Source organism: Streptomyces sp. NPDC014801 (genome assembly GCF_043082085.1).
Classification (GTDB): domain Bacteria; phylum Actinomycetota; class Actinomycetes; order Streptomycetales; family Streptomycetaceae; genus Streptomyces.
In genome coordinates this window covers 368992-393988 of record NZ_JBIBXG010000006.1, presented here as the reverse complement: position 1 = coordinate 393988, position 24997 = coordinate 368992, and the positions used below count along the sequence as shown (strand labels likewise).

General features: G+C 70.9%; 20 protein-coding genes. 5 read left to right on the top strand and 15 right to left on the bottom strand.

Annotated features, from left to right (window positions below):
- Window positions 1–9: 9 nt before the first annotated feature.
- Both ACF1AL_RS16860 and ACF1AL_RS16855 read right to left on the bottom strand, forming a co-directional pair.
- The gene (locus ACF1AL_RS16860) at window positions 10–681 is read right to left on the bottom strand and encodes a TrkA family potassium uptake protein (RefSeq protein ID WP_366836600.1); all 672 of its coding nucleotides are present in this window, start codon (window positions 679–681) and stop codon (window positions 10–12) included.
- Window positions 681–1352 (bottom strand): NAD-binding protein, encoded by a 672-nt coding sequence (locus tag ACF1AL_RS16855; protein WP_384214865.1) that lies wholly within the window; start codon window positions 1350–1352, stop codon window positions 681–683. Before ACF1AL_RS16855 ends, ACF1AL_RS16860 begins: the two co-directional genes overlap by 1 nt.
- 379 nt (window positions 1353–1731) lie before the next feature.
- On the opposite strand from ACF1AL_RS16855, the gene ACF1AL_RS16850 reads away from it, so the two are divergent.
- On the top strand, window positions 1732–3786 hold the full coding sequence (locus tag ACF1AL_RS16850; protein WP_386585019.1) for an APC family permease: 2055 nt from the start codon (window positions 1732–1734) through the stop codon (window positions 3784–3786).
- Between the two features lie 253 nt (window positions 3787–4039).
- A complete protein-coding gene (locus ACF1AL_RS16845) occupies window positions 4040–5380 on the top strand; it encodes a class I SAM-dependent RNA methyltransferase (RefSeq protein ID WP_391826339.1) in 1341 nt (446 codons plus the stop codon).
- A gap of 118 nt (window positions 5381–5498) precedes the next feature.
- Here the strand turns inward: ACF1AL_RS16845 and ACF1AL_RS16840 are convergent, their stop codons facing one another.
- The 7 genes from ACF1AL_RS16840 to ACF1AL_RS16810 form a co-directional block, all read right to left on the bottom strand.
- Window positions 5499–6251, bottom strand: coding sequence for an SDR family NAD(P)-dependent oxidoreductase (locus ACF1AL_RS16840; RefSeq protein WP_391826337.1), 753 nt, complete (start codon window positions 6249–6251; stop codon window positions 5499–5501).
- On the bottom strand, window positions 6248–7213 hold the full coding sequence (locus tag ACF1AL_RS16835; RefSeq protein ID WP_391826335.1) for a fumarylacetoacetate hydrolase family protein: 966 nt from the start codon (window positions 7211–7213) through the stop codon (window positions 6248–6250). Before ACF1AL_RS16835 ends, ACF1AL_RS16840 begins: the two co-directional genes overlap by 4 nt.
- Window positions 7214–7306: 93 nt before the next feature.
- On the bottom strand, window positions 7307–8239 hold the full coding sequence (locus ACF1AL_RS16830) for a VOC family protein (RefSeq protein WP_391826333.1): 933 nt from the start codon (window positions 8237–8239) through the stop codon (window positions 7307–7309).
- Window positions 8240–8243: 4 nt separating this feature from the next.
- Complete coding sequence (locus ACF1AL_RS16825) at window positions 8244–9242, bottom strand: amidohydrolase family protein (protein WP_391826331.1); 999 nt, start codon at window positions 9240–9242, stop codon at window positions 8244–8246.
- On the bottom strand, window positions 9239–10369 hold the full coding sequence (locus ACF1AL_RS16820; RefSeq protein WP_391826329.1) for an FAD-dependent oxidoreductase: 1131 nt from the start codon (window positions 10367–10369) through the stop codon (window positions 9239–9241). The genes ACF1AL_RS16825 and ACF1AL_RS16820 overlap by 4 nt, the downstream gene beginning before the upstream one ends.
- A 24-nt stretch (window positions 10370–10393) precedes the next feature.
- Window positions 10394–11350 (bottom strand): cyclase family protein, encoded by a 957-nt coding sequence (locus tag ACF1AL_RS16815; protein ID WP_391826327.1) that lies wholly within the window; start codon window positions 11348–11350, stop codon window positions 10394–10396.
- Entirely contained in the window at window positions 11347–12342 is a 996-nt protein-coding gene (locus ACF1AL_RS16810) for a fumarylacetoacetate hydrolase family protein (protein WP_391826325.1), read from the bottom strand. The genes ACF1AL_RS16815 and ACF1AL_RS16810 overlap by 4 nt, the downstream gene beginning before the upstream one ends.
- Window positions 12343–12485: 143 nt before the next feature.
- On the opposite strand from ACF1AL_RS16810, the gene ACF1AL_RS16805 reads away from it, so the two are divergent.
- Window positions 12486–13397 carry a LysR family transcriptional regulator gene (locus ACF1AL_RS16805; protein ID WP_384214468.1) on the top strand — a complete coding sequence of 304 codons (912 nt, stop codon included), beginning with the start codon at window positions 12486–12488 and terminating at the stop codon, window positions 13395–13397.
- A 283-nt stretch (window positions 13398–13680) separates the two neighbouring features.
- Here ACF1AL_RS16805 and ACF1AL_RS16800 read toward each other — a convergent pair whose 3' ends face one another.
- The 3 genes from ACF1AL_RS16800 to ACF1AL_RS16790 all read right to left on the bottom strand — a co-directional run bounded on the left by ACF1AL_RS16800 (window position 13681) and on the right by ACF1AL_RS16790 (window position 16900).
- Window positions 13681–14523 (bottom strand): carbohydrate ABC transporter permease, encoded by an 843-nt coding sequence (locus tag ACF1AL_RS16800; RefSeq protein WP_366836612.1) that lies wholly within the window; start codon window positions 14521–14523, stop codon window positions 13681–13683.
- On the bottom strand, window positions 14520–15476 hold the full coding sequence (locus ACF1AL_RS16795) for a carbohydrate ABC transporter permease (protein WP_391826323.1): 957 nt from the start codon (window positions 15474–15476) through the stop codon (window positions 14520–14522). The genes ACF1AL_RS16800 and ACF1AL_RS16795 overlap by 4 nt, the downstream gene beginning before the upstream one ends.
- 104 nt (window positions 15477–15580) lie before the next feature.
- Window positions 15581–16900 (bottom strand): ABC transporter substrate-binding protein, encoded by a 1320-nt coding sequence (locus ACF1AL_RS16790; RefSeq protein WP_391826320.1) that lies wholly within the window; start codon window positions 16898–16900, stop codon window positions 15581–15583.
- A gap of 269 nt (window positions 16901–17169) precedes the next feature.
- Between ACF1AL_RS16790 and ACF1AL_RS16785 the strand changes: the two genes are divergently transcribed.
- Together ACF1AL_RS16785 and ACF1AL_RS16780 are read left to right on the top strand one after the other, a co-directional pair.
- A complete protein-coding gene (locus tag ACF1AL_RS16785; protein WP_391826318.1) occupies window positions 17170–19614 on the top strand; it encodes a glycoside hydrolase family 2 protein in 2445 nt (814 codons plus the stop codon).
- A complete protein-coding gene (locus ACF1AL_RS16780; RefSeq protein ID WP_391700510.1) occupies window positions 19611–20651 on the top strand; it encodes a LacI family DNA-binding transcriptional regulator in 1041 nt (346 codons plus the stop codon). Before ACF1AL_RS16785 ends, ACF1AL_RS16780 begins: the two co-directional genes overlap by 4 nt.
- A 59-nt stretch (window positions 20652–20710) precedes the next feature.
- Here ACF1AL_RS16780 and ACF1AL_RS16775 read toward each other — a convergent pair whose 3' ends face one another.
- The 3 genes from ACF1AL_RS16775 to ACF1AL_RS16765 form a co-directional block, all read right to left on the bottom strand.
- A complete protein-coding gene (locus tag ACF1AL_RS16775) occupies window positions 20711–22048 on the bottom strand; it encodes a cellulase family glycosylhydrolase (protein ID WP_391826316.1) in 1338 nt (445 codons plus the stop codon).
- Window positions 22049–22390: 342 nt separating this feature from the next.
- Window positions 22391–23602, bottom strand: coding sequence for a mannose-6-phosphate isomerase, class I (gene manA, locus ACF1AL_RS16770; protein ID WP_391826314.1), 1212 nt, complete (start codon window positions 23600–23602; stop codon window positions 22391–22393).
- 323 nt (window positions 23603–23925) lie between these two features.
- Window positions 23926–24870: an ROK family protein gene (locus ACF1AL_RS16765; RefSeq protein ID WP_391826312.1), complete on the bottom strand. Its 945-nt coding sequence runs from the start codon at window positions 24868–24870 to the stop codon at window positions 23926–23928.
- Window positions 24871–24997: the final 127 nt, after the last annotated feature.

The window sequence follows — 24997 nt, the reverse complement described above, 5'->3', positions numbered from 1 at the left end:
TGTGAACCGTCAGGCGTCGTCGCGGCGGACCGACAGCAGGTCCTCCAGCTGGCCCTCGCGGGCCTGCGCGGCCACGAAGAGCAGCTCGTCGCCGGGCTCCAGCGAGTCCTCCCGGGACGGCGTGAGCACCCGCGTGCCGCGGATGATGGTGACCAGCGAGGTGTCCTGCGGCCACTCCACGTCGCCGACCTGCGTGCCGGCCAGCGCCGACTCCTCCGGCAGGGTCAGCTCGACCAGGTTCGCGTCGCCGTGGCTGAAGCGCAGCAGCCGGACCAGGTCGCCGACGCTCACCGCCTCCTCGACCAGGGCCGACATCAGACGCGGGGTGGAGACGGCGACGTCCACGCCCCAGGACTCGTTGAACAGCCACTCGTTCTTCGGGTTGTTCACCCGGGCCACGACGCGCGGAACGCCGTACTCCGTCTTCGCCAGCAGGGAGACGACCAGGTTGACCTTGTCGTCGCCGGTCGCGGCGATCACGACGTTGCAGCGCTGCAGCGCCGCCTCGTCCAGGGAGGTGATCTCGCAGGCGTCGGCGAGCAGCCACTCCGCCTGCGGGACGCGCTCGACCGAGATCGCGGTCGGCGCCTTGTCGATCAGCAGTACCTCGTGGCCGTTCTCCAGCAGTTCGCCCGCGATCGAGCGGCCCACCGCGCCGGCACCGGCAATGGCGACCCTCATCAGTGACCGCCCTCCTCTTCAGGGCCCTTGGCGAACGCCGCCTCGACCTTCTCGACCTCGTCGGTGCGCATCATCACGTGCACCAGGTCGCCCTCCTGCAGCACCGTCTGCGAGGTGGGCAGGATCGCCTCGCCGAGGCGGGTCAGGAACGCCACCCGGACGCCCGTCTCCTCCTGCAGCGTGCTGATCTTGTGCCCGACCCAGGCGGCCGAGGCGTGCACCTCGGCGAGCTGCACCCCACCCGTGGGGTCACGCCACAGCGGCTCGGAGCCGGAGGGCAGCAGACGGCGCAGCATCTGGTCGGCCGTCCAGCGGACCGTGGCGACCGTCGGGATGCCCAGGCGCTGGTAGACCTCGGCGCGCCGGGGGTCGTAGATGCGGGCCGCGACGTTCTCGACGCCGAACATCTCGCGGGCCACCCGGGCGGCGATGATGTTGGAGTTGTCGCCGCTGGACACCGCCGCGAAGGCGCCGGCGTCCTCGATGCCCGCCTCGCGCAGGGTGTCCTGGTCGAAGCCGACCCCGGTCACCCGGCGGCCGCCGAACGAGGAACCGAGGCGCCGGAAGGCGGTGGGGTCCTGGTCGATCACCGCGACCGTATGCCCCTGCTGCTCCAGGGTCTGGGCGAGAGCGGAACCCACTCTGCCGCAGCCCATGATGACGATGTGCACGACCGTCCTTCCGGTGTCAACGTTTTCACTCGCTTCAACAGGGTCTCAGACCGGCGACCAAGCTACACAGGCGTACCGCGGGCTGTGCACCCCCGGGGCGGTTACCGCGGGTGCGGGGCCCGGCGGCGAGTGATGCTGCGCACGCTGCGCAGGGTGAGGAATCCGAGGCCGAGGAGTGCGACGGCGGCGCCGATCAGCTCTGCGGTGGCGGGCACGGGGACCTCCGAGGTGCGGCGTGGGGCGGGAGTCCAGTCATCTAGGCACGGCCGCGGCGCCACCTGCGGAATCCGTCGCGTTGTTCCGGGCTGATTCCACTCGTGCGGCAGATCGGGCACGGCAGGTGGGCGACCCCCTGTTCGAAGGCTTACGATCCTCTGTTGTGTCCAAACTGACCGACGTGCCCAAACGGATTCTGATCGGGCGCGCACTGCGCAGTGACCGGCTGGGCGAGACGCTCCTGCCGAAGCGCATCGCCCTTCCCGTTTTCGCCTCCGACCCGTTGTCCTCCGTGGCTTACGCGCCAGGGGAGGTGCTGCTGGTCCTGTCCATCGCGGGCGTGTCGGCGTACCACTTCAGCCCTTGGATCGCCCTCGCTGTCGTCGTCCTGATGTTCACGGTGGTCGCCTCCTACCGGCAGAACGTCCACGCCTACCCCAGCGGCGGCGGCGACTACGAGGTCGCCACCACCAACCTCGGCGCCAAGGCCGGCCTGACGGTGGCGAGCGCCCTGCTCGTCGACTACGTCCTGACCGTCGCCGTGTCGATCTCCTCCGGCATCGAGAACCTGGGCTCCGCGATCCCCTTCGTCGTCGAGCACAAGGTGGCCTGCGCCGTCGCGGTGATCATCCTGCTGACGCTGATGAACCTGCGCGGCGTCAAGGAGTCCGGCAAGCTCTTCGCGATCCCGACGTACGTGTTCGTCGCGGGCGTCTTCATCATGATCGCCTGGGGTGCCTTCCGCGGGCTGGTCCTCGGCGACACCATGCGGGCGCCCACCGCCGACTTCCACATCAAGGCCGAGCACCAGGGCCTGGCCGGCTTCGCGCTGGTCTTCCTGATGCTGCGCGCCTTCTCCTCCGGCTGCGCCGCGCTCACCGGTGTCGAGGCGATCTCCAACGGCGTGCCCGCCTTCCGCAAGCCCAAGTCGAAGAACGCGGCGACCACGCTGGCGATGATGGGCCTGCTGGCCGTCACCATGTTCTGCGGCATCATCGTGCTCGCCCTGGTCACCAAGGTCCGCATGGCCGAGAACCCGGCCACCGACCTGCTGAAGAACGGCGTCGGGATCGGCCCCGGCTACGTCCAGAACCCGGTGATCACCCAGGTCGCCGAGGCCGTGTTCGGCAAGGGCAGCTTCTTCTTCGTCGTGCTGGCCGCCGCCACCGCGCTGGTGCTGTTCCTCGCGGCCAACACCGCCTACAACGGCTTCCCGGTGCTCGGCTCGATCCTCGCCCAGGACCGCTACCTGCCGCGCCAGCTGCACACCCGCGGCGACCGCCTCGCCTTCTCCAACGGCATCGTGCTGCTGGCCGGCACGGCGACCCTGCTGGTCCTCATCTACGGCGCCGACTCCACGCGGCTGATCCAGCTGTACATCGTCGGCGTGTTCGTGTCCTTCACGCTGAGCCAGACCGGCATGGTCCGGCACTGGAACCGGCACCTGGCCACCGAACGGGACCCGGCCAAGCGCAGCCACATGATCCGCTCCCGCGCGATCAACACCTTCGGCGCCTTCTTCACCGGCCTGGTGCTGGTCGTCGTGCTGATCACCAAGTTCACGCACGGCGCGTGGGTCGCCCTGCTCGGCATGTGCATCTTCTACGTGACGATGACCGCGATCCGTAAGCACTACGACCGGGTCGCCGCGGAGATCGCCGCCCCCGAGGGCCCCAGCGACGACAGCGTCCGGCCCTCCCGCGTCCACTCGGTGGTCCTGATCTCCAAGATCCACCGCCCGACGCTGCGCGCGCTCGCCTACGCCAAGCTGATGCGCTCCGACTCGCTGGAGGCGCTGACCGTCAACGTCGACCCGGTCGAGACCAAGGCGCTGCGCGAGGAGTGGGAACGGCGCGGCATCGACGTACCGCTGAAGGTGCTGGACTCGCCGTACCGCGAGATCACGCGGCCGGTCATCGAGTACGTCAAGAGCCTGCGCAAGGAGAGCCCGCGCGACGCGGTCTCCGTCATCATCCCCGAGTACGTGGTCGGCCACTGGTACGAGCACTTCCTGCACAACCAGAGCGCGCTGCGCCTCAAGGGCCGGCTGCTGTTCACGCCGGGCATCATGGTCACCTCGGTGCCCTACCAGCTGCAGTCCTCCGAGGCCGCGAAGAAGCGGGCCCGCAGGCGGCAGGAGTGGAACGCGCCGGGTTCGGTGCGCCGTGGCCCCCTGACCCAGGGGGAGCGGGCGAAGGAGCCGGACGCGCGGCAGTAGCGCGCGGGGGGCGCGGACGGCGGGGGACTCTCGCCGTGCGCGCCCCTCGGCCGTGCTGCGCGCCCTCAGCCGCTGTGCGTGCCTTTCGGCCGTCGTGCGCGCCCCTCGGTCGCCGTGCGCGCCGGCGAAGCACGGTGAGCGTGGCCCCGGCGGTGCTCCGCCTCGGGCGTGGGCGCGGGCGGGGGTCCGCACCCCGTAGACTGGTGGGCTGTTGTCCGGCCGTATCCCTCATTCGATCTGGAGTCACCCCGCCATGCAGGCAGAAGAGAACAAGTCGCAGGCGGGGTCGCTGGTCGGGGCCGAGTACGAGGTCGAGATCGGCCCCGTCGCGCACGGCGGCCACTGCATCGCCCGCGCCCCCGAGGGCCAGGTCCTCTTCGTGCGGCACGCTCTGCCCGGCGAGCGGGTCGTGGCGCGGGTGACCGAGGGCGAGGAGGGCGCGCGGTTCCTGCGCGCCGACGCCGTGGAGATCCTGGAGGCGTCCAAGGACCGCATCGAGGCGCCCTGTCCCTTCGCCGGTCCGGGCCGCTGCGGCGGCTGCGACTGGCAGCACGCCAAGCCGGGCGCCCAGCGGCGGCTGAAGGGCGAGGTGATCGCCGAGCAGCTGAAGCGGCTCGCGGGCCTGACGCCCGAGGAGGCCGGCTGGGACGGCACGGTGGTCCCGGCCGAGGGCGACAAGCTGCCCGCCGGCCAGGTCCCGCAGTGGCGGACCCGCGTCCAGTACGCCGTCGACGCGGAGGGCCACGCCGGTCTGCGCCGCCACCGCTCGCACGAGGTGGAGCGCATCGACCACTGCATGATCGCGGCGGAGGGCGTCAGCGAGCTGGGCATCGAGCAGCGGGACTGGACCGGCATGGAGTCGGTCGAGGCGATCGCGGCGGTGGGCTCGCAGGACCGCCAGGTCATCCTGACCCCGCGCGCGGGCGCCCGGCTGCCGCTGGTGGAACTGGACCGTCCGGTCTCGGTGATGCGCGTGGACGAGAAGTCCGGCGGGGTGCACCGCGTCCACGGCCGCCCGTTCGTGCGCGAGCGCGCCGACGGCCGGACGCACCGGGTCGGCAGCGGCGGCTTCTGGCAGGTCCACCCGAAGGCCGCCGACACCCTCGTCACGGCCGTCATGCAGGGCCTGCTGCCCCGCAAGGGCGAGATGGCCCTCGACCTGTACTGCGGCGTCGGCCTCTTCGCGGGCGCGCTGGCCGACCGCCTCGGCGAGAACGGCGCGGTGCTCGGCATCGAGTCCGGCAAGCGCGCCGTCGAGGACGCGCGGCACAACCTCGCCGACTTCCCGCGGGTCCGCATCGAACAGGGCAAGGTCGAGTCGGTCCTGCCGCGCACCGGCATCACCGAGGTCGACCTCATCGTCCTCGACCCGCCCCGCGCCGGCGCCGGCCGCTCCACGGTCGCCCACCTGTCCTCCCTCGGCGCCCGCCGCATCGCCTACGTCGCCTGCGACCCCGCGGCCCTGGCCCGCGACCTGGCGTACTTCCGCGACGGCGGCTACCGCGTGCGGACCCTGCGGGCGTTCGACCTGTTCCCGATGACGCACCACGTGGAGTGCGTGGCGATTCTGGAGCCTGCCGCAAAGAGCCGCTGACCTGCTGTTTCCTCGCCGGGGCGGCCGCCCCGGCGCGCGGCACGGGTCCAGGCGTACGGGCGCGTCCGTGTGGGCCGTGAGGTCATCCCGATCAGTGCGACCTTCCCCTCCAGCCGCTTCACGAGGCCCCCTCGCGCAGTGCGTCGGAGACCGACTTGACCCCGCCGTGCGCGGTGAGTCCGCCGTCGACGGGGATCTCGGCGCCGGTGATGAACGACGACTCCTCCGACAGCAGGAACACCACCAGCGGGGCGACCTCGGCCACGGTTCCGGTGCGGCCGAGCGGGGTCTCGCGGATGTCGGCCGCACGGAAGGCGGGGGCGGCCGAGGCGGTCATCTCGGTCTCGATGTAGCCGGGGTGGATCATGTTGACGCGGATGCCGCGCGGCCCGAGTTCCAGCGCCGCCGTCCTCGACAGTCCCCGCAGCCCCCACTTGCCGGCGGTGTAGGCCACCGGGTAGTGGGCCGTGAGGGCTGCCGAGGAGCCGACGTTGACGATCGAGGAGCCGGGCGGCATCAGCGGCGCGAGGTGCTGGATGCCCAGCAGCGGACCGGTGACGTTGACCCTGTGCACCCGGTCGAAGTCCTCGGCCCGTACGTCGCCGAGACGTGCGCGCCAGGTGACGCCCGCGTTGTTGATCAAGCCGTGCACGTGTCCGTACGACTCCTTCAGCTCGGCGGCGAGGTCGGCCCAGTCCTGTGCGCTGGTCACGTCGAGGCGGCGGCAGCCGCTTTCCGGCCGGACGTCGGTGGCGATCACCGAGGCGCCCTCCCGGGTCAGCGCCTCCGCCTCGGCGGCGCCCTGGCCGCGTGCCGCACCGGTGACCACGACCACCTTGCCCAGGAGCCTCCTGGGGTGCAGGTCGCTCACGGCCGCTCCCTGGACCGGCGCCGGCCCGTGGGCAGCGGCACCGGGTCCGCGCCGGGCACCACGGTGCTGGACACGCTGCCGATCCCTTCGACGGTGAGGGTGACGGTGTCACCTGGCTTCAGCGGCGGTGGCGTCCGCTCACCGCGCCGGCCCCACAGTTCGGCGAGGCAGCCACCGTTGCCGCAGGTGCCGGAGCCCAGGACGTCGCCGGGCAGCACCCTCGTGCCGCGCGAGGCGTAGGCCACCATCTCCTCGAACGTCCAGCTCATGTTGGACAGCAGGTCCGTCCCGACCGTCTCGCCGTTGACCTCCGCGGTGAGGGCCAGGCGCAGGAAGCCGTCGGCATCCCGGTACGGCTCCAGTTCGTCGGCGGTGACCAGGACCGGGCCGAGCGTGGTGGCCGTGTCCTTGCCCTTGCAGGGGCCGAGGCCGACCTTCATCTCCGCGGACTGGAGGTCTCTGGCGGACCAGTCGTTGAAGACCGTGTAGCCGACGATGTGGTCACGGGCCTGCTCGGGGGTGAGGTCGCGGCCCTCGCGGCCGACGACGGCGGCGACCTCGAGTTCGAAGTCCAGAACGGCCGACCCGGGCGGGACGGGAATGTCGTCGTGCGGGCCGTGGATCGCGTGCGGGTTGGTGAAGTAGAAGGCCGGCGCGGCGTACCACTGCTCGGGCACGCCGGCCGCGCCGTCCACGGACCGCCGTACGCCTTCGACGTGCTCCTCGAAGGTGACGAAGTCCCGGACGGAGGCGGGCTGGAGCGGCGGCAGCAGCCGGACCTCCGACACGTGCGGGCCGGGCGGCACGTCCAGCGCCGCCGCGGCGAGCAGGCCGGGCAGACCGCCGGACTCCCGCAGCAGGTCGGTGAGCGAGGTGACGCCGGGCAGGGGCAGGAGGGTGCCGTCGTCCTCCACGACGGCCACGCGGCGGTGGTGATGGTGTGCGTAGGCGGCGAAACGCATGGTGCGGCTCCGGGCGGACGGGCCCGGGGCGCGGCGGGACTGAGCCAGGGCAGGTGACAGGGCCGGCCGCGCCTCCGGGAGCGAGGGGTGGGATCAGACCGGCGGGGCGACGAAGACGCCGCGGTCGGGGTCGTTGAAGGACTCCTTGGCGACGAGTTCGTTCATGGGGTTGGCGGTGCCCCACTGGTCGGTGACCTCCGGCTGCGAGAAGTCGTAGACGTGCGGGTGCCAGGTGTCCTCGTCCAGGCACTCCAACTCGGTGGTGTACTCGACGGTGTTGCCGTGCGGGTCGAGGAAGTAGGTGAAGGTGTTGTCGCCGGCCATGTGCCGGCCCGGGCCCCAGATCTTGCGGTACCCGGCGCGGATCACGCGGCCGGAGCCGCGCATGTACTCGTCGAGGCCGCGCATCTCGAAGGAGACGTGGTGCAGGGAGGTGTGCGGGCCCTTCGCCAGCGCCATCGAGTGGTGCTGGTTGGAGATCCGCATGAAGTGCATGACCTCGCCCATGTGCGGCGACGACAGGGTGTCGGAGAGGGCGAAGCCGAGGTGCCGCTCATACCACTCCCGAGTCCGGTCGAGATCGGGGGAGTTGAGGACGACATGCGAGAGCTTGACCGGGATCGCCTCCTTCTCCTCGATCCTGCGGTGCCGGCGCACCTCGACGTCGGCCGAGACCTCGATGGTGCGGCCGTCGACGTCGAAGAAGCGGAAGCCGTAACCGCCGCCGGGGGTGTCCACCTTGCCCGGCCGGGTGATCAACCGGACACCCCCGGCCAGCAGTTGTTCGGCGAGCGTGTCGACGTCGGCGGCGGAGGCGGCGCCGTAGGACACCAGGTCGAGGCGCTTCTCCTCGGCCTTGCGCAGCCGGACGACGTACTGCTCCGGGGAGCCCTCGGCGGCGAGGAAGGCGATCCCGGAGTCCTCGGCGACCTTGGTCAGGCCCCAGACGCCGGCGTAGAAGTCGAGCTGCTTGTCGTAGTCGGGCACGGCGAGGTCGACGTGGCGCAGATGGGTGAGCAGGCGCATGAGATCACTCCTTGAAGAGGAGGGCGGAGGCGTTGCCGCCGCTGACGGCGTGGAATGCGTGGTCGGGCAGGCGGGCGGCGCGCAGCGCGCCGACGGGGTCCTCGGCGCCCATGTCGAAGGGGAAGTCGGAGCCGAGCAGGACCCGGTCGGCGCCCGCGACCCGGACCAGTTCGCGCAGCACGTGCGGGTCGTGGACGAGGGAGTCGAAGTACAGCCGCTTCAGGTAGCTGCTGGGCGGGTGCGCGCAGCCCGCGCCCGCGTCGGAGCGGGCCGACCAGGCGTGGTCGGAGCGGCCGATGTGCGTGGGCAGGTAGCCGCCGCCGTGCGCGGCGATCAGGGTCAGGCCCGGGTGGCGGTCCAGGACGCCGGAGAAGATCAGGTGGGAGAGGGCGACGGCGTTCTCCACCGGCTGGCCGACGGTGTTGGACAGGTACCACCGGTCCAGGCGCTCGTCGAGCGTGCAGCCGAAGGGGTGCAGGAAGACGAGCGCGCCGGTCTCCGCGGCCCGGGACCAGAAGGGTTCGTAGGCCGGGTCGGACAGGTCCCGTCCGGGGGCGTGGCTGGAGATCTCGACGCCCAGCAGCTCCTGGTCCAGCGCGTGTTCGAGGGCACGCACCAGGTGATCAGGATGCTGCAGCGGCACGAGACCGAGCCCGCGCAGCCGGCCGGGGGCGGCGCGGCAGTGCGCGGCCGTCGCCTCGTTGGCGAGCCGGTACAGCTTCTCGGCCGTCTCCTCGTCCGCCCAGTAGTGGTAGTGGGAGGGGGAGGGGCTGACCAGTTGCACGTCCACGCCCTGGGCGTCCATCGCGGCCAGCCGCACGGTGGGGTCGGTCAGTTGCGGGATGCGCTCGCGGACCATGGGCCCGCTGACGGCGAGCGCCGCCGGACCGTTGCGCCGGGCGTCCAGCGCCTTCGCCTCCGCCAGCCCGGGCAGGCCGGCCACCAGGGCCTCGACCTCGGGGAGCAGCACATGGGCGTGGACGTCGATGACGGGCGTGCTCACGGCAGCTCCCGCAGCATCGTCATGATGCGGCCCATCAGGCCGGGGAGGTCCGCGTCGCGGACGCCGTCGAGCTGCCACTGGCCGATCTGCACGGACGCCTCCACGACCGGGCGGACGCGGGCCACTCGCTGCTCGTAGTACGCCTGGAAGAGTGCGTCGTCCCAGGCGTCCGAGGCGGCCAGCAGCCGGGTGAGCACGAGTGCGTCCTCCAGGGAGAGTGCCGCGCCCTGCGCGAGGGTGGGCGGGCAGCAGTGGGCGGCGTCGCCGACCAGCACGACCCGGCCGCGGTGCCAGGAGCCCTCGACCAGCAGCCGGTCGAACCAGGTGTAGTTGACCTTCGCCGGGTCGGTGATGTGCGCGGTGATCTCCGGCCAGTGGCCCCCGTAGGCGGAGGCGAGCCGGCGCATCTCGTCGGCGTACGTCTCCGGCGGGATCGAGGCGCGGTCGCGGTGGGCCTCGACTACGTACGCGTACAGGGTGGTGTCGCTGGTGGGGCAGTAGCCGGCGATGTAGGCGGGGCCGCCGTAGGCGAGGTCGGTGCGGGTCACCCCGGCCGGACGCGGGGCGGCGACGCGCCAGATGGCCATGCCGGTCGGCTCCGGCTTGTCGGTGATGCCGATCGCCGCGCGGGTCGAGGAACCGAGGCCGTCGGCCGCGACGACCAGGTCGTACCGGCCCTCGCTGCCGTCGGAGAACCGCACCGAGACGCCGTCCGCGTCCTGGCCGAGGATCTCGGCCGTCGTGCCGAGGCGCACCGTGGCGCCACTGGCCCGGACGGCGTCGATCAGGATCCGCTGGAGCTGCGGGCGCTGCATGCCGACCGTGGCGGGCAGGTCGTCACCACCGGTGCGCAGGTCCCGGGCGACGTGCAGGACGGTGCCGTCTGGGGTGGTGATGCCGACCGAACCGAAACCGAAGCCGGACTTTTCGACCCGGTCCCAGACGCCGAGTTCACGCAGGACGCGCAGGGCGTTGCCCTGGAGGGTGATGCCGGAGCCGGCGGTGGCGTTCCAGTCGTCCTTGGCCTCGATCAGATCCACCGCGATGCCGGCGCGGCGGAGAAGGACCGTCGCCGCGTTGCCTGCGGCGCCACCCCCGATCACCAGGACCGTGCGGGCTGTGCTCATGAGGGAACTCCCTTGTTCCGTGCGTTACTTGACGGCGACCGGGTTGACGGGGGAGCCGACCGCCCCGGTGATGGGCAGGGGGGCGGCCGTGAGCCAGAACTCGTACACGCCGTCGGCCGCGCAGTCCTCGGCCAGCGCGTCCGGGTCCCACATCTCGCCGATCAGCAGCCCGATGTTCGGGATGGCGACCTGGTGCAGCGGCTGGAAGGCGTGCTCGAACTCGTTCGGACGGACCTCGAAACCCCAGGTGTCGGTGGCGACGGCGGCGATCTCGCTCGCGTGCAGCCAGCCGGCCGTGGTGAACGACAGACCGGGCGCCGGACCGCCGGCGTAGTCGCCCCAACCGGCGCGACGGGCCCGGGCGAGCTGCCCGGTCCGTACGACGACGATGTCCCCGCGGCCCACGGTCACCCCGTGCGCCTCGGCCGTCGCCGTCAGATGCTCCTCGGTGATCGCGAACCCGTCGGGCAGCTCACCGTCCTCTCCGAGCACCCGGCCCACGTCGAGCAGCACCCCGCGCCCGGCGACGTACGGCGCCATGTGCTCGATGCCGGTGACCAGGTCGCCGTCGGAGGTGACGACCCGCTCGGCCGCCCGCCCGTTCCACGCCTTGCCGTGGTCGAAGATGTGGCCGAGCCCGTCCCACTGGGTCGAGCACTGGAGCGGCATCGCGATCACGTCGTCGGCGCCGCCGATGCCGTGCGGGAAGCCCTGGTTGCCGAGGGCGGCGTCGGTACCGGTGTCCAGCATGGTGTGCACCGGGTTGGTGCGCCGCCGCCAGCCCTTCTGCGGGCCGTTCGTGTCGAAGGACTGGGCGAGGGAGAAGCTGACGCCCCGCCGCACCAGGGCCGCGCCCTCGCGGCGCTTGCCCTCGTCCAGGAAGTTGAGGGTGCCGAGCCGGTCGTCCTCGCCCCAGCGCCCCCAGTTGGAGTACGCCTTGGCGGCTTCGGCGATCGCACCCTCCGGGTCGTGGCGGTTCACGCGGCGCCCTCCGCGACGCAACGGGTGCGCTGGACGCCGAGACCGGTGACCGTGCCCTCCATGACGTCGCCGTCGCGCAGCAGCCGGCCCCAGTGCATGCCGTTGCCGGCCGGGGAGCCGGTGAGCACCAGATCGCCGGGAAGCAGACGGGCGGTCCGCGAGACGTACGACACCATCCGCGCGACCTTGAAGATCATGTCCTTGGTCGACTCGTCCTGCATGGTCTCGCCGTTGAGCTTCAGCGTGACGCGCAGGTCGTCCGGGTTCGCGATCGACTCGGCCGGCACGATCCACGGGCCGAGCGGGGTGAACCCGGGCGCGTTCTTGCTGCGCAGCCAGTCGGTGCCGATCTGCGGCATGTCCCGGCGGAAGACGGTCGCGCGGTCGGTCAGGTCGTTGGCGATGGTGTAGCCGGCGATGTACTGCGCCGCTTCCCGCACCGGCACCCGGTAGGCGGGCTTGCCGATGACGACCGCCAACTCCAGCTCCCAGTCCGGCTGTTCGGCCCATGCCGGCAGGACGACATCGTCGTAAGGGCCGGTGATCGAGGTGGGCAGGCCGATGAAGACGTACGGCAGGTCCTCGGCGGCCCGCCGGTCCATGATCTCGGCGGCCTCCGCGCGGCGCTGGCTCTCCGGCCGGTCGTCACCGGGGGCGCGGTGGGCGACGTGCAGGTCGATGACGTGCTGCCGGTAGTTCGCGCCCGACTGGAACACCTGGCGCGGGGCCACCGGTGCGTGCACGCGCAGGTCCGTGACGGCCGTGCGGGCCGGGCCGGTGCCGGCCGCGAGCGCGCGCAGCTGCGGCAGGGCCGTCTCCCAGCGGTCCAGCACGTCCAGGGTGGTCAGCCGGTCGTCGCCGAAGGCGTCCCGCAGGTCGAGGACCTGGCCGTCGGGGGTGACCAGGGCGGGGAAGCGCGGCCCGTCCGGGGCCGAGAGGGTGGCGAGGGCGAACGGTCCGGCGAAGAGCGCGGACGAGGGTTCGGGTTTCACGGACGTGTCCTCCTGATCGCGGTGGGACTAATCTGGACCCGCTCCCTGCGATCAGGGAAATAGATTCTGTGGATGATCGCCATCCACCGGATTTATTCCTGCCGCTCACCGTCCCTGCTCGTCGCCCAGCGCGAGGACCCTCCGTGAACCTGACCCGCCTCGACCTCAACCTCGTCGTCGCCCTGCGCGCCCTGCTCGAAGAGCGGAACGTCACCCGGGCCGGGCAGCGCGTCGGTCTCAGCCAGCCCGCGATGAGCGCGGCCCTCGCCCGGCTGCGCCGCCACTTCGACGACGACCTACTCGCCCGCGTCGGCGGCCACTACGAGCTGACCGCGCTCGGGCAGGTCCTGCTGGACCGCACCGCCACCGCCTACGACGTGCTGGAACGCCTCTTCGCCAGTCAGGCCGACTTCGACCCGGCCCAGGAGAGCCGGGAGTTCCGGCTGGTGGCGTCCGACTACGCGGTGGCCGTCTTCGGCACCGAACTCGCCCGCGTGGTGCACCAGGAGGCCCCCGGCATCCGTCTCCGCTTCACCCAGGCCCAGCCGACCGTCGTCGACGACACCGCCACCCTGCTCAGCGCCACCGACGGCCTGCTCATGCCGCACGGCGTCATCAGCGACTTCCCCGCCACCGACCTCTACGACGACCGCTGGGTGTTCCTCGTCGCCGAGGACCATCCGGACGTCGGTGACCGGCTCACCCGCCAGGACCTGGCGAGGCTGCCGTGGGTGACGTACCAGCGCACCTACGACGCGCCGGCCGTACGCCAGCTCGGCATGCTCGGCATCGAACCGCGCGTGGAAGTGTCCGTCGACAGCTTCCAGCTCCTGCCCCTGCTGGTCACCGGAACCCGGCGCATCGCCCTGATCCAGGCACGGCTGGCGCGGATGCTGACGCCGATCGCCGCCGTGCGGACGGTGGAACCGCCCTACGAGGCGGTGCCGTTGCGTGAGGCGCTGTGGTGGCACCCGGTCCACACGCATGACGCGGCCCACATCTGGCTGCGGGAGACGGCGGCACGGGTCGGCAGCGGGCTGGCCGGCGTCTCGTAGACGGGAGCCGTACGCGGGCGCGGGGAGCCCGCAGGCGTACCTCGACTTCATCGACCGGACCGGCAACGACCACTTGGCGCTGCTCATCAGCACCGGCATTTTCCGGACGGCACCGGTCGACGGCGGCCACGAGGGCTTCGAGGGGCAAGAGGCGCCTCGTGCTCCCAAAACCCCCGGCCGTCCCCTGCCCGACCTCGCCGACGTGCTGCCGCAGGTGCACGTCACCGCCGCGCTCGTCGGCCGCAGCGAGCCCACTCGCCGAACAAGACGCCTGCGGCCACGGTCACTTGGTCGCGCCCTGTGCGAAGCCGTTGTAGATATAGCGCTGGAGGAAGAGGAAGACGACGAGCGTCGGGGCGATCACCAGGATCGTGCCGGCCGAGATGTCCTCCCAGTGTGCGCCGAACGGGCCCTTGAAGCGGAAGAGGGCCGTGGAGATGGTGCCCAGGTCCTCCGACGGCATGTAGAGGAACGGGACGTAGAAGTCGTTGTAGACGGTGATTCCCTTGATGATGACGACCGTCGCGATCGCCGGTTTGAGCAGCGGCAGAATGATCTTCCAGTAGATGGTGAGGGCGTTCGCCCCGTCCAGGCGTGCGGCCTCGTCGAGGGAGACGGGAATGCCGCGGATGAACTGCAGGAAGATGTAGATCGACACGATGTCCGTGCCCATGTAGAGCAGGATCGGCGCCCAGATGCTGTTGAACAGGCCGAAGCTGTTCACCACCTGGAAGGTCGCGACCTGGGTGGTGACGCCGGGCACCAGGGTGGCGATCAGGAACAGCGCCATGACCGGCTTCTTCGCGCGGAAGTCGAAGCGGTCGACGGCGTACGCGGTCATCGAGCCGATGATCACTGTGCCGGTGATGGAGAACAGCAGAATGACGGTCGTGTTGAAGAAGGCGGACAGCATGTGGCCGTCGGTGAAGGCCGTCACATAGTTGTCGACATTCAGCCAGTCGTCCGGCAGGGACAGTGGGCCGCCGTCGGTGACCTCCTTGGAGGTCTTGAGCGAGGTGAGGAAGACGACGACGAGCGGAACGAGGACGACCAGCGACGCGAGGATCAGCGACAGGTAGGTCAGGGCCGGTGCGAGGCGGCGCCGCGCGGGCAGGGGCGTGGTCATACGAGGTCCACCTTTTCGTCGGGCACGAGGCGGCGCTGGATCCAGGTGATCAGCAGGATGATCACGAGGAGGACGACGGCGGCGGCCGAGGCCAGGCCGGTCTTGTTGAACTGGAAGGCGAGTTTGACCGTCTGGATGACGAACGTCGTGGTGCCGGTCGCGCCGCCGGTCATGATGTAGGGGATCTCGAACACCGACAGCGAGCCGGAGATCGCCAGGATGACGCTGAGGCTGACCACCGGTCGGATGCTCGGGGCGATGATGTGCCGGAACTGCTGCCGGCGGGTGGCACCGTCGAGCTGTGCCGCCTCGTACAGTTCGCCGGGGATCGACTGGATCGCGCCGAGGAACAGCACGAAGTTCAGCCCGGTGAAGCGCCAGACGGACACCCCTGCGAGGGAGGTGTTGGCGGACTCGGGATCGCCGAGCCAGGCGTGGTCGGACCCGGCGTCGAACCAGGAGAGCACCGAGTCGAGCGTGCCGCCGTCCTGGAAGAAGTACAGGAAGACGAATCCGATGGCCACGCCGTTGATCAGGTAAGGGAAGAAGAGGATTCCCTTGAAGAGGTTGCGGAAGCGCAGGTCGAAGCTGAGCACGGTCGCGAAGTAGAGAGCGATCGCGATCTGCACGGCGGAGGCGGCGAGGTAGTAGAGACTGACGAAGAACACACGGAACAGTTCCGGGCGGGTGAAGATCTGCTCGTAGTTGTCGACGCCGGTGAAGTGGCGGTCCGGGCTGACGCCGTCCCAGTCGGTGAAGCTGTAGTAGATCATGTTCCCGACGGGCACGTAGGTGAACGTGATCAGCAGGGCCAGAGGAACGGCCAGGAAGAGCCACGGGGCGAGTCGGCGCAGCAGACTCCCGCTCCGGCGGCCGCCGTTCGAAAGCGGCGTGCGGGCCGGTGCGGCTGTGCGTGGCACCTTGGCGGGTGCCTTGTGGGTCGTCTCGGTCATGCCGGACCTTTCGTCTTCGCGGATGCCCGCCGGCCGCCGGGCCCCGTCAGGGGCGGACGGGGCCGCGGCCGCGGGCGGTGTGCCAGGGGGAAGCGGTGCGCCGCTCAGGAGCCGACGGTCCCGGCAGCCTCGTCCCACCGCTTGTCGAGGTCCGCGAAGTAGTCGCCGAGGCTGCCCTTCTGGGCGCCGCGCGCGAGGTCGATCAGCTTCTGGCGGTAGTCGGGCTTGTTCAGGCCGATCTCGGCGGCGTTGTCGATCGTGTTGACCTGGCCGGTCTTCGCCTCGGACCGTTCGACGAAGCTGACATCGTTGTCAGTGAAGTCCTTGAGTGTGCTCGGCATGGGGGCGGACTTGACGGCCGGGACGGCGCCCTCCTTGGCCGGGTAGCCCGACTTGTCGGTGAACCAGTCGATCCAGGCCCGGGCGGCCGCCTTGTGCGAGGAGTGGATGTTCACCGCCTGCTGGTAGTCGGAGGCGAGGACGGCGCAGTACTTGCCCGCCTTCTGCACCGGGAAGGGCATGAAGCCGATGTCGGCCGGGTTCCTGCCCGCCTTCCTGGCCGCGTCCTGCATCTGCGTGATGGCCCACGACCCGAGCTGCATGGTGGCGACCTTGCCCTGGGCGATCATGCCCTTGGACGCCTCCCAGTTGGTCGTGCTGGGGTCCTTCTCGGACAGGCCGCCCTTGACGATGCCGTAGAGCAGGGAGTCGATCGTGCGGAGCTCGCTGCCCTCCTTCCACGGGGACACTGCGCCGGCGAGTTTGTCGTTGGCCTCGGCGTCGCAGGTGACGGAGCCGATGTTGTTGCTCCAGGAGGTCAGCGGCCAGCCGTCCTTGAAGTTCGTGTAGTACGGCAGGGCGTCCGTCTTCGCCTTGACGGCCTGGAGATCGGTGAGGAACTCCTCCGGGCTGGCCGGCCACTTGGTGACGCCGGCCTCCTTCCACACGGCCTTGTTGTAGACGAAGCCGTTGGCGGTGCCGAACTGGGCGATGCCGTAGACCTTGCCCCCGACGTCGGTCTTGTCGCTGAAGCGGTACTTGGCGCTCAGTTCGGCGGTGGTGCCCAGAGGGGCGAAGAACTTGGGGTAGTCGTTCTTGGCGACGGCGGCCGGGATCATGAGGACGTCACCGTAGTCCTCGGTGTTCATCCGGATCTTGACCTCGCCCTCGTAGTCGGTGAGAGCCTCGAACTTCACCGTGACCTTGGGATAGGTCTTGTTGAACTCGGCGGCGTACCGGGCCATCGTCCCGTTCTGTACGAGGTCGGTCCGGGCGGTCAGCACCTTGATCGTGCCCGAGGCGTCCGCCGGGTCGGCGGGTGCCTTGGCTGTCTCGCCGGAGGCCGTGCCCCCGCCCCCGCATCCGGCGACCGTCAGTATCGCGGTCGCCATGAACGCTCCGGTGAACGTCCTCTTCGTCCTCATGTGCCCAGCTCCTTCAGGATGGCGGCTCAGCTCCGGTGGGTGGGATGTCGGCACTATGTCAGGCGTCGATTAACCGGTACAGCTGGAGATTCTAGGGTGATGCCCAATCGTTACCATCGCGCCTGGGTTGCCAGGCTCACGTGCGGCTTTCTGGCGATCGACCTACGGCCACGTAAGTAGACCGGTTTATGGACAGGGTCCTGATCAGCAGGTTAAGTTGTCCGCCGTTGTCCGTCGACCGGTCTGCGTCAGGCGAATGGAGCCGCACCATGAAGGACGTCACCCAGCTCACCGACGGCTGGTGTCTGCGCCACGGGGAGGAGGTGCTCGAGGCCACGGTCCCCGGCTGCGTCCACACCGATCTGCTGGCCGCCGAGGCCATCCCGGACCCCTACATCGGCCGCAACGAAGCCGAGGTCGCCTGGGTGGGGCGCCGCGCCTGGACCTACCTCCGGCACCTCGGGCACGACAGTGCGCACGAACGCACCGACCTCGTCTTCGAGGGACTCGACACGGCCGCGTACCTCACTCTCGCGGGCCGGCCCCTCGGCACCACGCGCAACATGCACCGCACGTACCGGTTCGACGTCACCGGACGCACCGGTGAGCTGGAGGTGCGTTTCGCCTCCGCGTACGACGAGGCCGCGGCCGTGCGTGCCGTGACGGGGGAGCGGCCCAACGTCTATCCCGAGCCGTCGCAGTACATCCGCAAGATGGCCTGCAACTTCGGCTGGGACTGGGGGCCCACGCTCGTGACCGCCGGTATCTGGCGTCCGGTCCGGCTGGAGCACTGGTCCACGGCCCGCCTGGCGGAAGTGCGCCCCCTGGTCACCGTGGCCGACGGGGCCGGCCGGGTGGAGCTGCGGCTGCGGGTCGAGCGCACCGCGCAGGGGAGGGGCCGGCCGCTGCGCGCCCGGGCCGAGGTGGCCGGTGTGCGCACCGAGGCCGAACTGAGCGGCGACGAGGCCGTCCTGCGCCTGGACGTTCCCGCTCCCCGCCTCTGGTGGCCCCGCGGCTACGGCGACCAGCCCCTCTACAACGTCGACGTCACCCTGGTGGGCGAGACCGGACCCCTGGACACCTGGCGGCGGCGGATCGGCTTCCGCACGATCGAACTCGACCGCTCGCCCGACGAGCACGGCTCCGGCTTCACCCTGGTCGTCAACGGCGTCCGGGTCTTCGCCCGCGGGGTCAACTGGATCCCCGACGACGCCTTCCCCTCCCGGGTCACGCCCGCGCGCTACCGCACCCGCCTCGCGCAGGCCGCCGAGGCCAATGTCGACCTGGTCCGGGTGTGGGGCGGCGGCATCTACGAGGACGACGCCTTCTACGACGCGTGCGACGAACTCGGCCTGATGGTCTGGCAGGACTTCCAGTTCGCCTGCTCCGCCTACCCCGAGGAGCAGCCGCTGCGCGGTGAGGTCGAGGCGGAGGCGCGCGACAACGTTGTCCGGCTGATGCCGCACCCTTCGCTCGTGCTGTGGAACGGCAACAACGAGAACCTCTGGGGCTTTCGGGACTGGGGCTGGGAGGCACCGCTCGCCGGCGACTCCTGGGGGGAGGGCTACTACCTCGGCCTGCTGCCGCGGATCGTCGCCGAACTCGACCCGACCCGCCCGTACACCGCGGGCAGCCCCTGGTCGGGCTCCTGGAACCACCATCCCAACGACCCCGCCCACGGTACCCACCACTCCTGGGAGGTCTGGAACCGCCAGGACTACGCCGAGTACCGGGCGAACGTGCCCCGGTTCGTCGCCGAGTTCGGCTGGCAGGCACCGCCCGCCCTGGCCACCCTGCGCCGCGCCCTGCCCGGCGAGGACCTCGCCCCCGACTCGCCCGGCATGCTCCACCACCAGAAGGCCGAAGACGGCAACGGCAAGCTGAACCGCGGCCTCACCCGGCACTTCCCGATGCCCGAGGACGACTTCGACCGCTGGCACTACCTCACCCAGCTCGTACAGGCCCGCGCGGTCGCCGAGGGCATCGAGCACTGGCGCTCGCACTGGCCGGTGTGCGCCGGGACCATCGTCTGGCAGCTCAACGACTGCTGGCCGGTCTCCTCGTGGTCCGCGATCGACGGCGACGGACGGCCCAAGCCGCTCCACCACGAGCTGCGTCGCGTCTACGCCGACCGGCTGCTGACCCTGCGGCCCGACGCCGGCGGTCTGGTGCTCGCCGCGATCAACCAGGCCGCCACGCCCTGGCGGACCTCGGTGACCTTGCGGCGGATGCAGGCGGACGGCACCACGGTCGGCGAGACCGTCGTCGAGGTGTCGGCCGAGTCGCGTTCCGTGGCCCGGATCGCCGTTCCCGCGGCGGTGACACCGGACGAGCGGTCCGCGAAGGAGTTCCTGGTGGCCGACGCCTGGGAGTCGCCCCGCCCGCACGACGACGAGGGCCGGGAAACCGCAGAAGCCCTGCGCGCCCTGCACTTCCCCGTGCCGGACAAGGAGTTCGCCCACCCCCGCCCGGCCTATGACGTCACCGTGGAGCCGGTGCCAGGTCAGGGGGATAGAGTCGACGTCGTGGTGAGCGCCCGTACCCTCGTCAGAGACCTCCTCCTCCAGCCCGACCGGCTCGGCCCGGCCGCCGTCTGCGACAGCGGCCGTCGGACCCTGCTGCCCGGGGAGCGTACGCGCATCCGTGTCAGCGGCTGCGGCTCCGTCACGGCCGATGCGGCGAAGGCCGCTCTGTTCTGCGTGGACGTGGCGTGAGCGGTTCACCGGAACGCGTCACGATCAAGGATGTCGCGGCCCGTGCCGGGGTGTCCAAGGGAGCGGTGTCGCTCGCGTTCAACCACAAGCCCGGTGTCTCCGCGGCCACCCGTGAGCGGATCTTCGCCGTGGCTCGCGAGTTGGGCTGGGCCCCCAGTGCCACCGCCCGCAGCCTGTCCAGCCGCCGGGTCGACATCGTCGGGCTCGCCCTGTGCCGGCCGGCCCGGCTGCTCGGCCTGGAGCCGTTCTACATGGACTTCATCTCCGGCATCGAGAGCATCCTGGCGGAGCGCTCCTGCTCGCTGCTGCTGCGGCTGGTGCGCGACCTCGACGAGGAGATCTCGCTCTACAAGGAGTGGTGGCGCGGCCGGATGATCGCCGGCGCCATCCTGGTGGACTTCCGGCAGGACGATCCCCGGGTACCCGCCCTGCAAGGCCTCGGTATGCCCGCCGTGGCCGTCGGCCACCCCTCCCTCACGGGGCCCTTCCCGGCGGTGTGGACGGACGACGCGTCGGCGGTCGGCGAGGCCGTCCGTTACCTCGCGGCCCTCGGCCATCGGCGCATCGCCCGCGTCGGCGGTCCGGCCGAGCTGGGGCACAGCGCCATCCGGGCCCGGGCCTTCGCCGACACGCTCCGGGAACTGGGCATGGAGGAGGCGCGGCAGATCGTCACCGGGTTCGACGAGAAGGAGGGCGCGCGTGCCACCCGCACCCTGCTGCTCGCCGCCGACCGGCCCACCGCGATCGTCTACGACAACGACATCATGGCGGTCGCCGGAGCGGGCGTGGCCGCTGAGATGGGGCTCACCGTCCCCGACGACCTGTCGCTGCTGGCGTGGGACGACTCGCAGCTGTGCCGGATCACCCACCCGACGCTTTCGGCCATGAGTCACGACGTGCACCACTTCGGCGCCGAGGTGGCGCGGGTGCTGTTCGACGTGATCGCCGGCACGCACACCGGCGGGCACCAGGTGCCGACGCCGTCACTGATCCCCCGTGGCTCCACCGCGCCGGCGCCGGCAGTGGGCCCGTCCTGACGATGCCGAAGGGCCGCGTCCCCCCCGGGACGCGGCCCTTCCGCATGCAAGGGGAGTGGTCAGTTCTTCGCGCAGGGGAGGCCGTTGAGGCTGAAGGCGGCAGGAACGCCGTTGGTGCCGGTGGTCGAGGAGCCGTTGAAGCCGAAGCTCACCGTGCCACCGGCCGGGATCGTCTCCGTCCAGGACTCGTTGCTCACCAGGACCGCACTGCCCTGCTGCACCGCCTTGGCGTTCCACACCGAGCCGATCTGCTGCCCGCCGGGGAAGGCGAAGGCGAGCTGCCAGCCCTTGACAGCCGTCGTACCGGTGTTGCGGACGGTGACGTCCGCGTTGAACCAGTTGCCCCAGTCGCTGAGGCGGTAGCCGACCGCACAGCTTCCGCTGGAGGAGCCGGCGTCGGTGAAGACGCCGGCCTCCTTGGCGGTCTGCCGGATGCCGTCGGGGCCGGAGAAGATCCGCTGACCCCAGGCGGTGAGGCGGGAGGCGTCGAAGCCGGTGGCCATGTCCAGGTACTCGACGCCGCCGCCGTTGCCGCTCCAGGACCACCCGAGGTAGCCCACGCCCAGTTGTTGCGCGGTCGACATGATGGCGTCCTCGTCCGGGTCACCGTCCGAGTGCATGTTGCCGAATTCCCCGATCACGAGGGGAAGATTCTGTGATGTGAACCGTTCAAGGTAACTCTTGACCTTGTCGGCGCTGTTGAACACGCCGTACATGTGGATGGAGAACACGGTGTTGCGCTCGGGGTCCGCGGCGAACACCTCCGCGGCGTGATCGCGCATCGTGAAGGACCAGTCCTGGCCCCAGTTCGGGGCGTCGACCATGAGCGTGTGACGGAATCCAGCCGCCCTCATGCGAACGAGGGCACTTTCGGTGTCGGAGGTCCACGCCGTGTATCCGGAATTCCCGTACGGCTCGTTCCCGATGTTCAGGACGACGTATTTCTCCTGACCCTGCACCGCCTCCTTGACGCTGATCCAGTAGTCGACGGCACGCGAGAGGGAGATGGCCCCGTCCTGCTCGCCGTAGCCGGTGGTGTCGTGTGCCTCAAGAACGCAGACGAGCCGGTTCTGCTTGCACTGCGCGACGACGGCCGAGACATCGGCGGTGTCGTTCCTGGTCCACCGGTCGCCGGTGGCGAGCACCACACGCACGGAGTTGGCGCCCAGCGCCTTGATGTCCTTCAGCGCCTGCGCGGTCCTGGTGGGGTACCAGGCGTGGGCGTGGTTCACGCCGCGCAGGACGAACTCCTTGCCGTTCGCGTCCAGGAGTCGCCCGTCGGTGACGTGGAAACCCGTGGCGGTCCCGGTGTCCGCCCGAGCGGGGGACGGCGCGGCCAGTATCGAGGCCGCCAGGGCCAGCAACGCTCCCGCCGCGGTGGCCAGTCTCTTCCTCATCCATGCTCCCAAGGAGGTGGTGCCCGGCGCCGGAACGAGACGTGCCGGCGGCATGGCAACGGCGTTCACTTCGAGACCGAGCGACCGGCTCGCCCTGGCCCCGGCGATGCGCCGGAAGACCGGAAAGCGAAAGGTGCGAGCCGGTGTGATATCCCGCCGCCCGGGTGGTGGTCAGCGGCTCACCGGGCAGCGGGACGGTGGAACGGTAAATCGCCGGTGGAGTCCGTTCACCTATCCCGCCACGGGGAAAGGCGGCTCGGTCGATCCTCGCGATCGGCGACTGGGAGAGAGGCTAGGGCGATCGGTCCGCCTGTTCAACCATCGTGACCAAACCGGTTAAGTTTAGTGGGAGTTCAGCTGTCGGGCCCTCTGCTCGCCGGCAGTGGCCCGGAACACCGTTCCCTCACCCGAGACCGCGACCCTTTCGCCGGCCGGTACGAATACGGATGCGCCCCCCGCGAGTACGACCGCGTGGCGCGGACCGGCGACACGGATCGTGCCGGCCGTGCACACCAGAATCTGGGGCGTGGATCCGGGCAGCGCGCGGGCGCTGTCCCCTGCGCCCAGCACCAGACGGGAGAGTCGGAAGTCGTCGACGGGCGCCGGGTACACCTCTTCGCCTCCCATCCCGGGCACCGGGCGGATCACCGGCGCCGTGAGGGAGGTGAAGCGGACGACACGCAGCAGTTCCGGCACGTCCACGTGTTTGCTCGTCAGGCCGCAGCGCAGGACGTTGTCCGAGGCGGCCATGACTTCGACACCCAGCCCCCTCACATAAGCGTGCGGTACACCCGCTCCGAGGAACAGGGCTTCTCCGGGCGAGAGCCGGACGTGCCTGATCAGGAGAGCTGCCGGGACGCCCGGATCGACCGGGTGAGCCCGGGAGATGGCGGCGTACACCGCGAGTGTGTCGCCGAGGGGGCCGGACCGGCGGGCGGCCCTCGCCAGAGCGCCGTCGACCTCGGCGAGCCGGTCCGGGGGAAGGGAGAGGAGGGTGGAAAAGACCTCCCGCAGTGCTGGCTCCTCCGGGACCGAGCGGAGCGTCATGACGCATGCGGCCAGCCAGTCCAGACCGAGGGCATCCAGCAGATCGGCGCTCTCGCCCGGTGGCCGGAACCCGCACAATCCCTCGAAGGCGGTCAGGGCGACGATCATCTCCGGTTTGTGCTGTGCGTCGCGGTAGGTGCGATGGGGAGCGTCGAGCGGGATGCCCCGGGCGTTCTCACGTGTGTATCCGGCGGCTGCCCGGTCCAGGTCGGGGTGCACTTGCAGGGACAGGGGGGAGTCGGCGGCCAGCAGCTTGACGAGGAAAGGCAGGCGCGGCCCGAAGCGGCGGACGAGAGCATCGCCCAACTCGGCCCGGGGGTCGGCCTCGATGACGCGGTCCAGCCCGTGCAGGCGGCCCTCCCGCTCGACGCGGGAGGGTGCGGCAGGATGGGCTCCCATCCACAACTCGGCATGGGGAGAGCCGTCCGGGGTGATGCCCATGAGTTCGGGCAGTGCGGTGGTCGAGCCCCAAGGGTAGGTGCGGACGGTGTTGACGAGACGGTCCATGAGCGCAGTTCCTTTCGAGCGGCTGTCACCGGTGGGGGCGGGCGGTGTGAAGTGGGCAGGCACGCGGGGGTCCGGCGCCGCAGCCCCGGTGGCGCGGTTGGCAGCGGCGCTCATGCCGTACGCAGGGCGGCCGGGGCACCGCTGCCGTGGCGGAGACGCCGGTGGGTGTGACGGCGGCGCCCAGGCGGACGGGAGCAGTGACCCGCTTTCCTGCGTCGACGCAGGTTGCTCGGTCACGCGCCGGTGCGGGGCTCGGTGAACGTGTGCTCGGTCCCTGAGCGTCATGGCGCCGGCGGGGGACGGCATCACTGCGCCGCCGGTTCTCACCGCTCCCGCGGTGGTGCGGCCGAGGCGGCGGCCGCGGCGCCGATGAGCCCTGCGTCCAGGGCCAGTTCGGCCGGCGCGATCGCCAGGTCACGCGCGAAGTCGAGGACCGCGTACCGGGTCATCCACCGGCGCAGGGGTGCGAACAGCGTGTCGCCGGCCTGCGCCACACCTCCACCGATGACGACGAGGTCGAGTTCGACGAGAGCGGCCGTCGCGGCGATGCCCGCGGCCAGAGCCTGTGCCGCGCGGTCGTAGGCAGACCGGGCGATGCTGTCGCCCTGCCGGGCCGCGGCGGCGACATCCGCCGCGGTGGCGGCGGACCCGGGGGGCGGAGTCCAGCCCGCGGCCAGGGCATGCGTGGCGATGGCCGTGCCGCTCGCCAGGCCCTCCACGCATCCCCGGGCGCCGCACGGGCATACGGACCCGTCCAGGTCGACCGAGATGTGTCCGATGTGCCCCGCGTTCCCCGATCGGCCTGCGTGCAGCCGGCCGTCCAGGATCAGACCGCCGCCGACGCCCGTGGAGACCACCATGCACAGCGCGTTGTCCACCCCGCGAGCCGCACCCAGCCAGTGCTCGGCAGCCGTCATGGCGACGGCGTCCCCGACCAGTACGGGAGTCGTGTGGGGCGGCACACGGGGGTGTGAGCGGACCCGCTCGACCAGTGGAAAGCGGCGCCAGTGCGGGATGTTGACGGGGCTCACGGTGCCTGCGGCGGTGTCGACCGGGCCGGCGCTCGCTATGCCCAGGCACGCGAGATCCGCCCAGGCGGCGTGCGCGGACAGGTCGTCCACCACGGCGCTGACGGCTCCCAGCAGGGTCTCGGCCGGTTCGCGGGCGGGGGTGGGCCGATACGACCGGACGACGATGCGCCCCTCAGGGTCGACCAGCGCCCCGGCGATCTTGGTGCCACCTATGTCGAGTGCTCCGTACACGGCCATGACGTAGCCCTTCCGAGAAAAACGGGACCACGTGTCCCGCGACCGGACACTGTGCCGTTCTCTGACAACGTTGTCCAGCCCTGATCGCGAGTTGAGTGATCGGTTTAGTGAAACATCCCGTTTCACT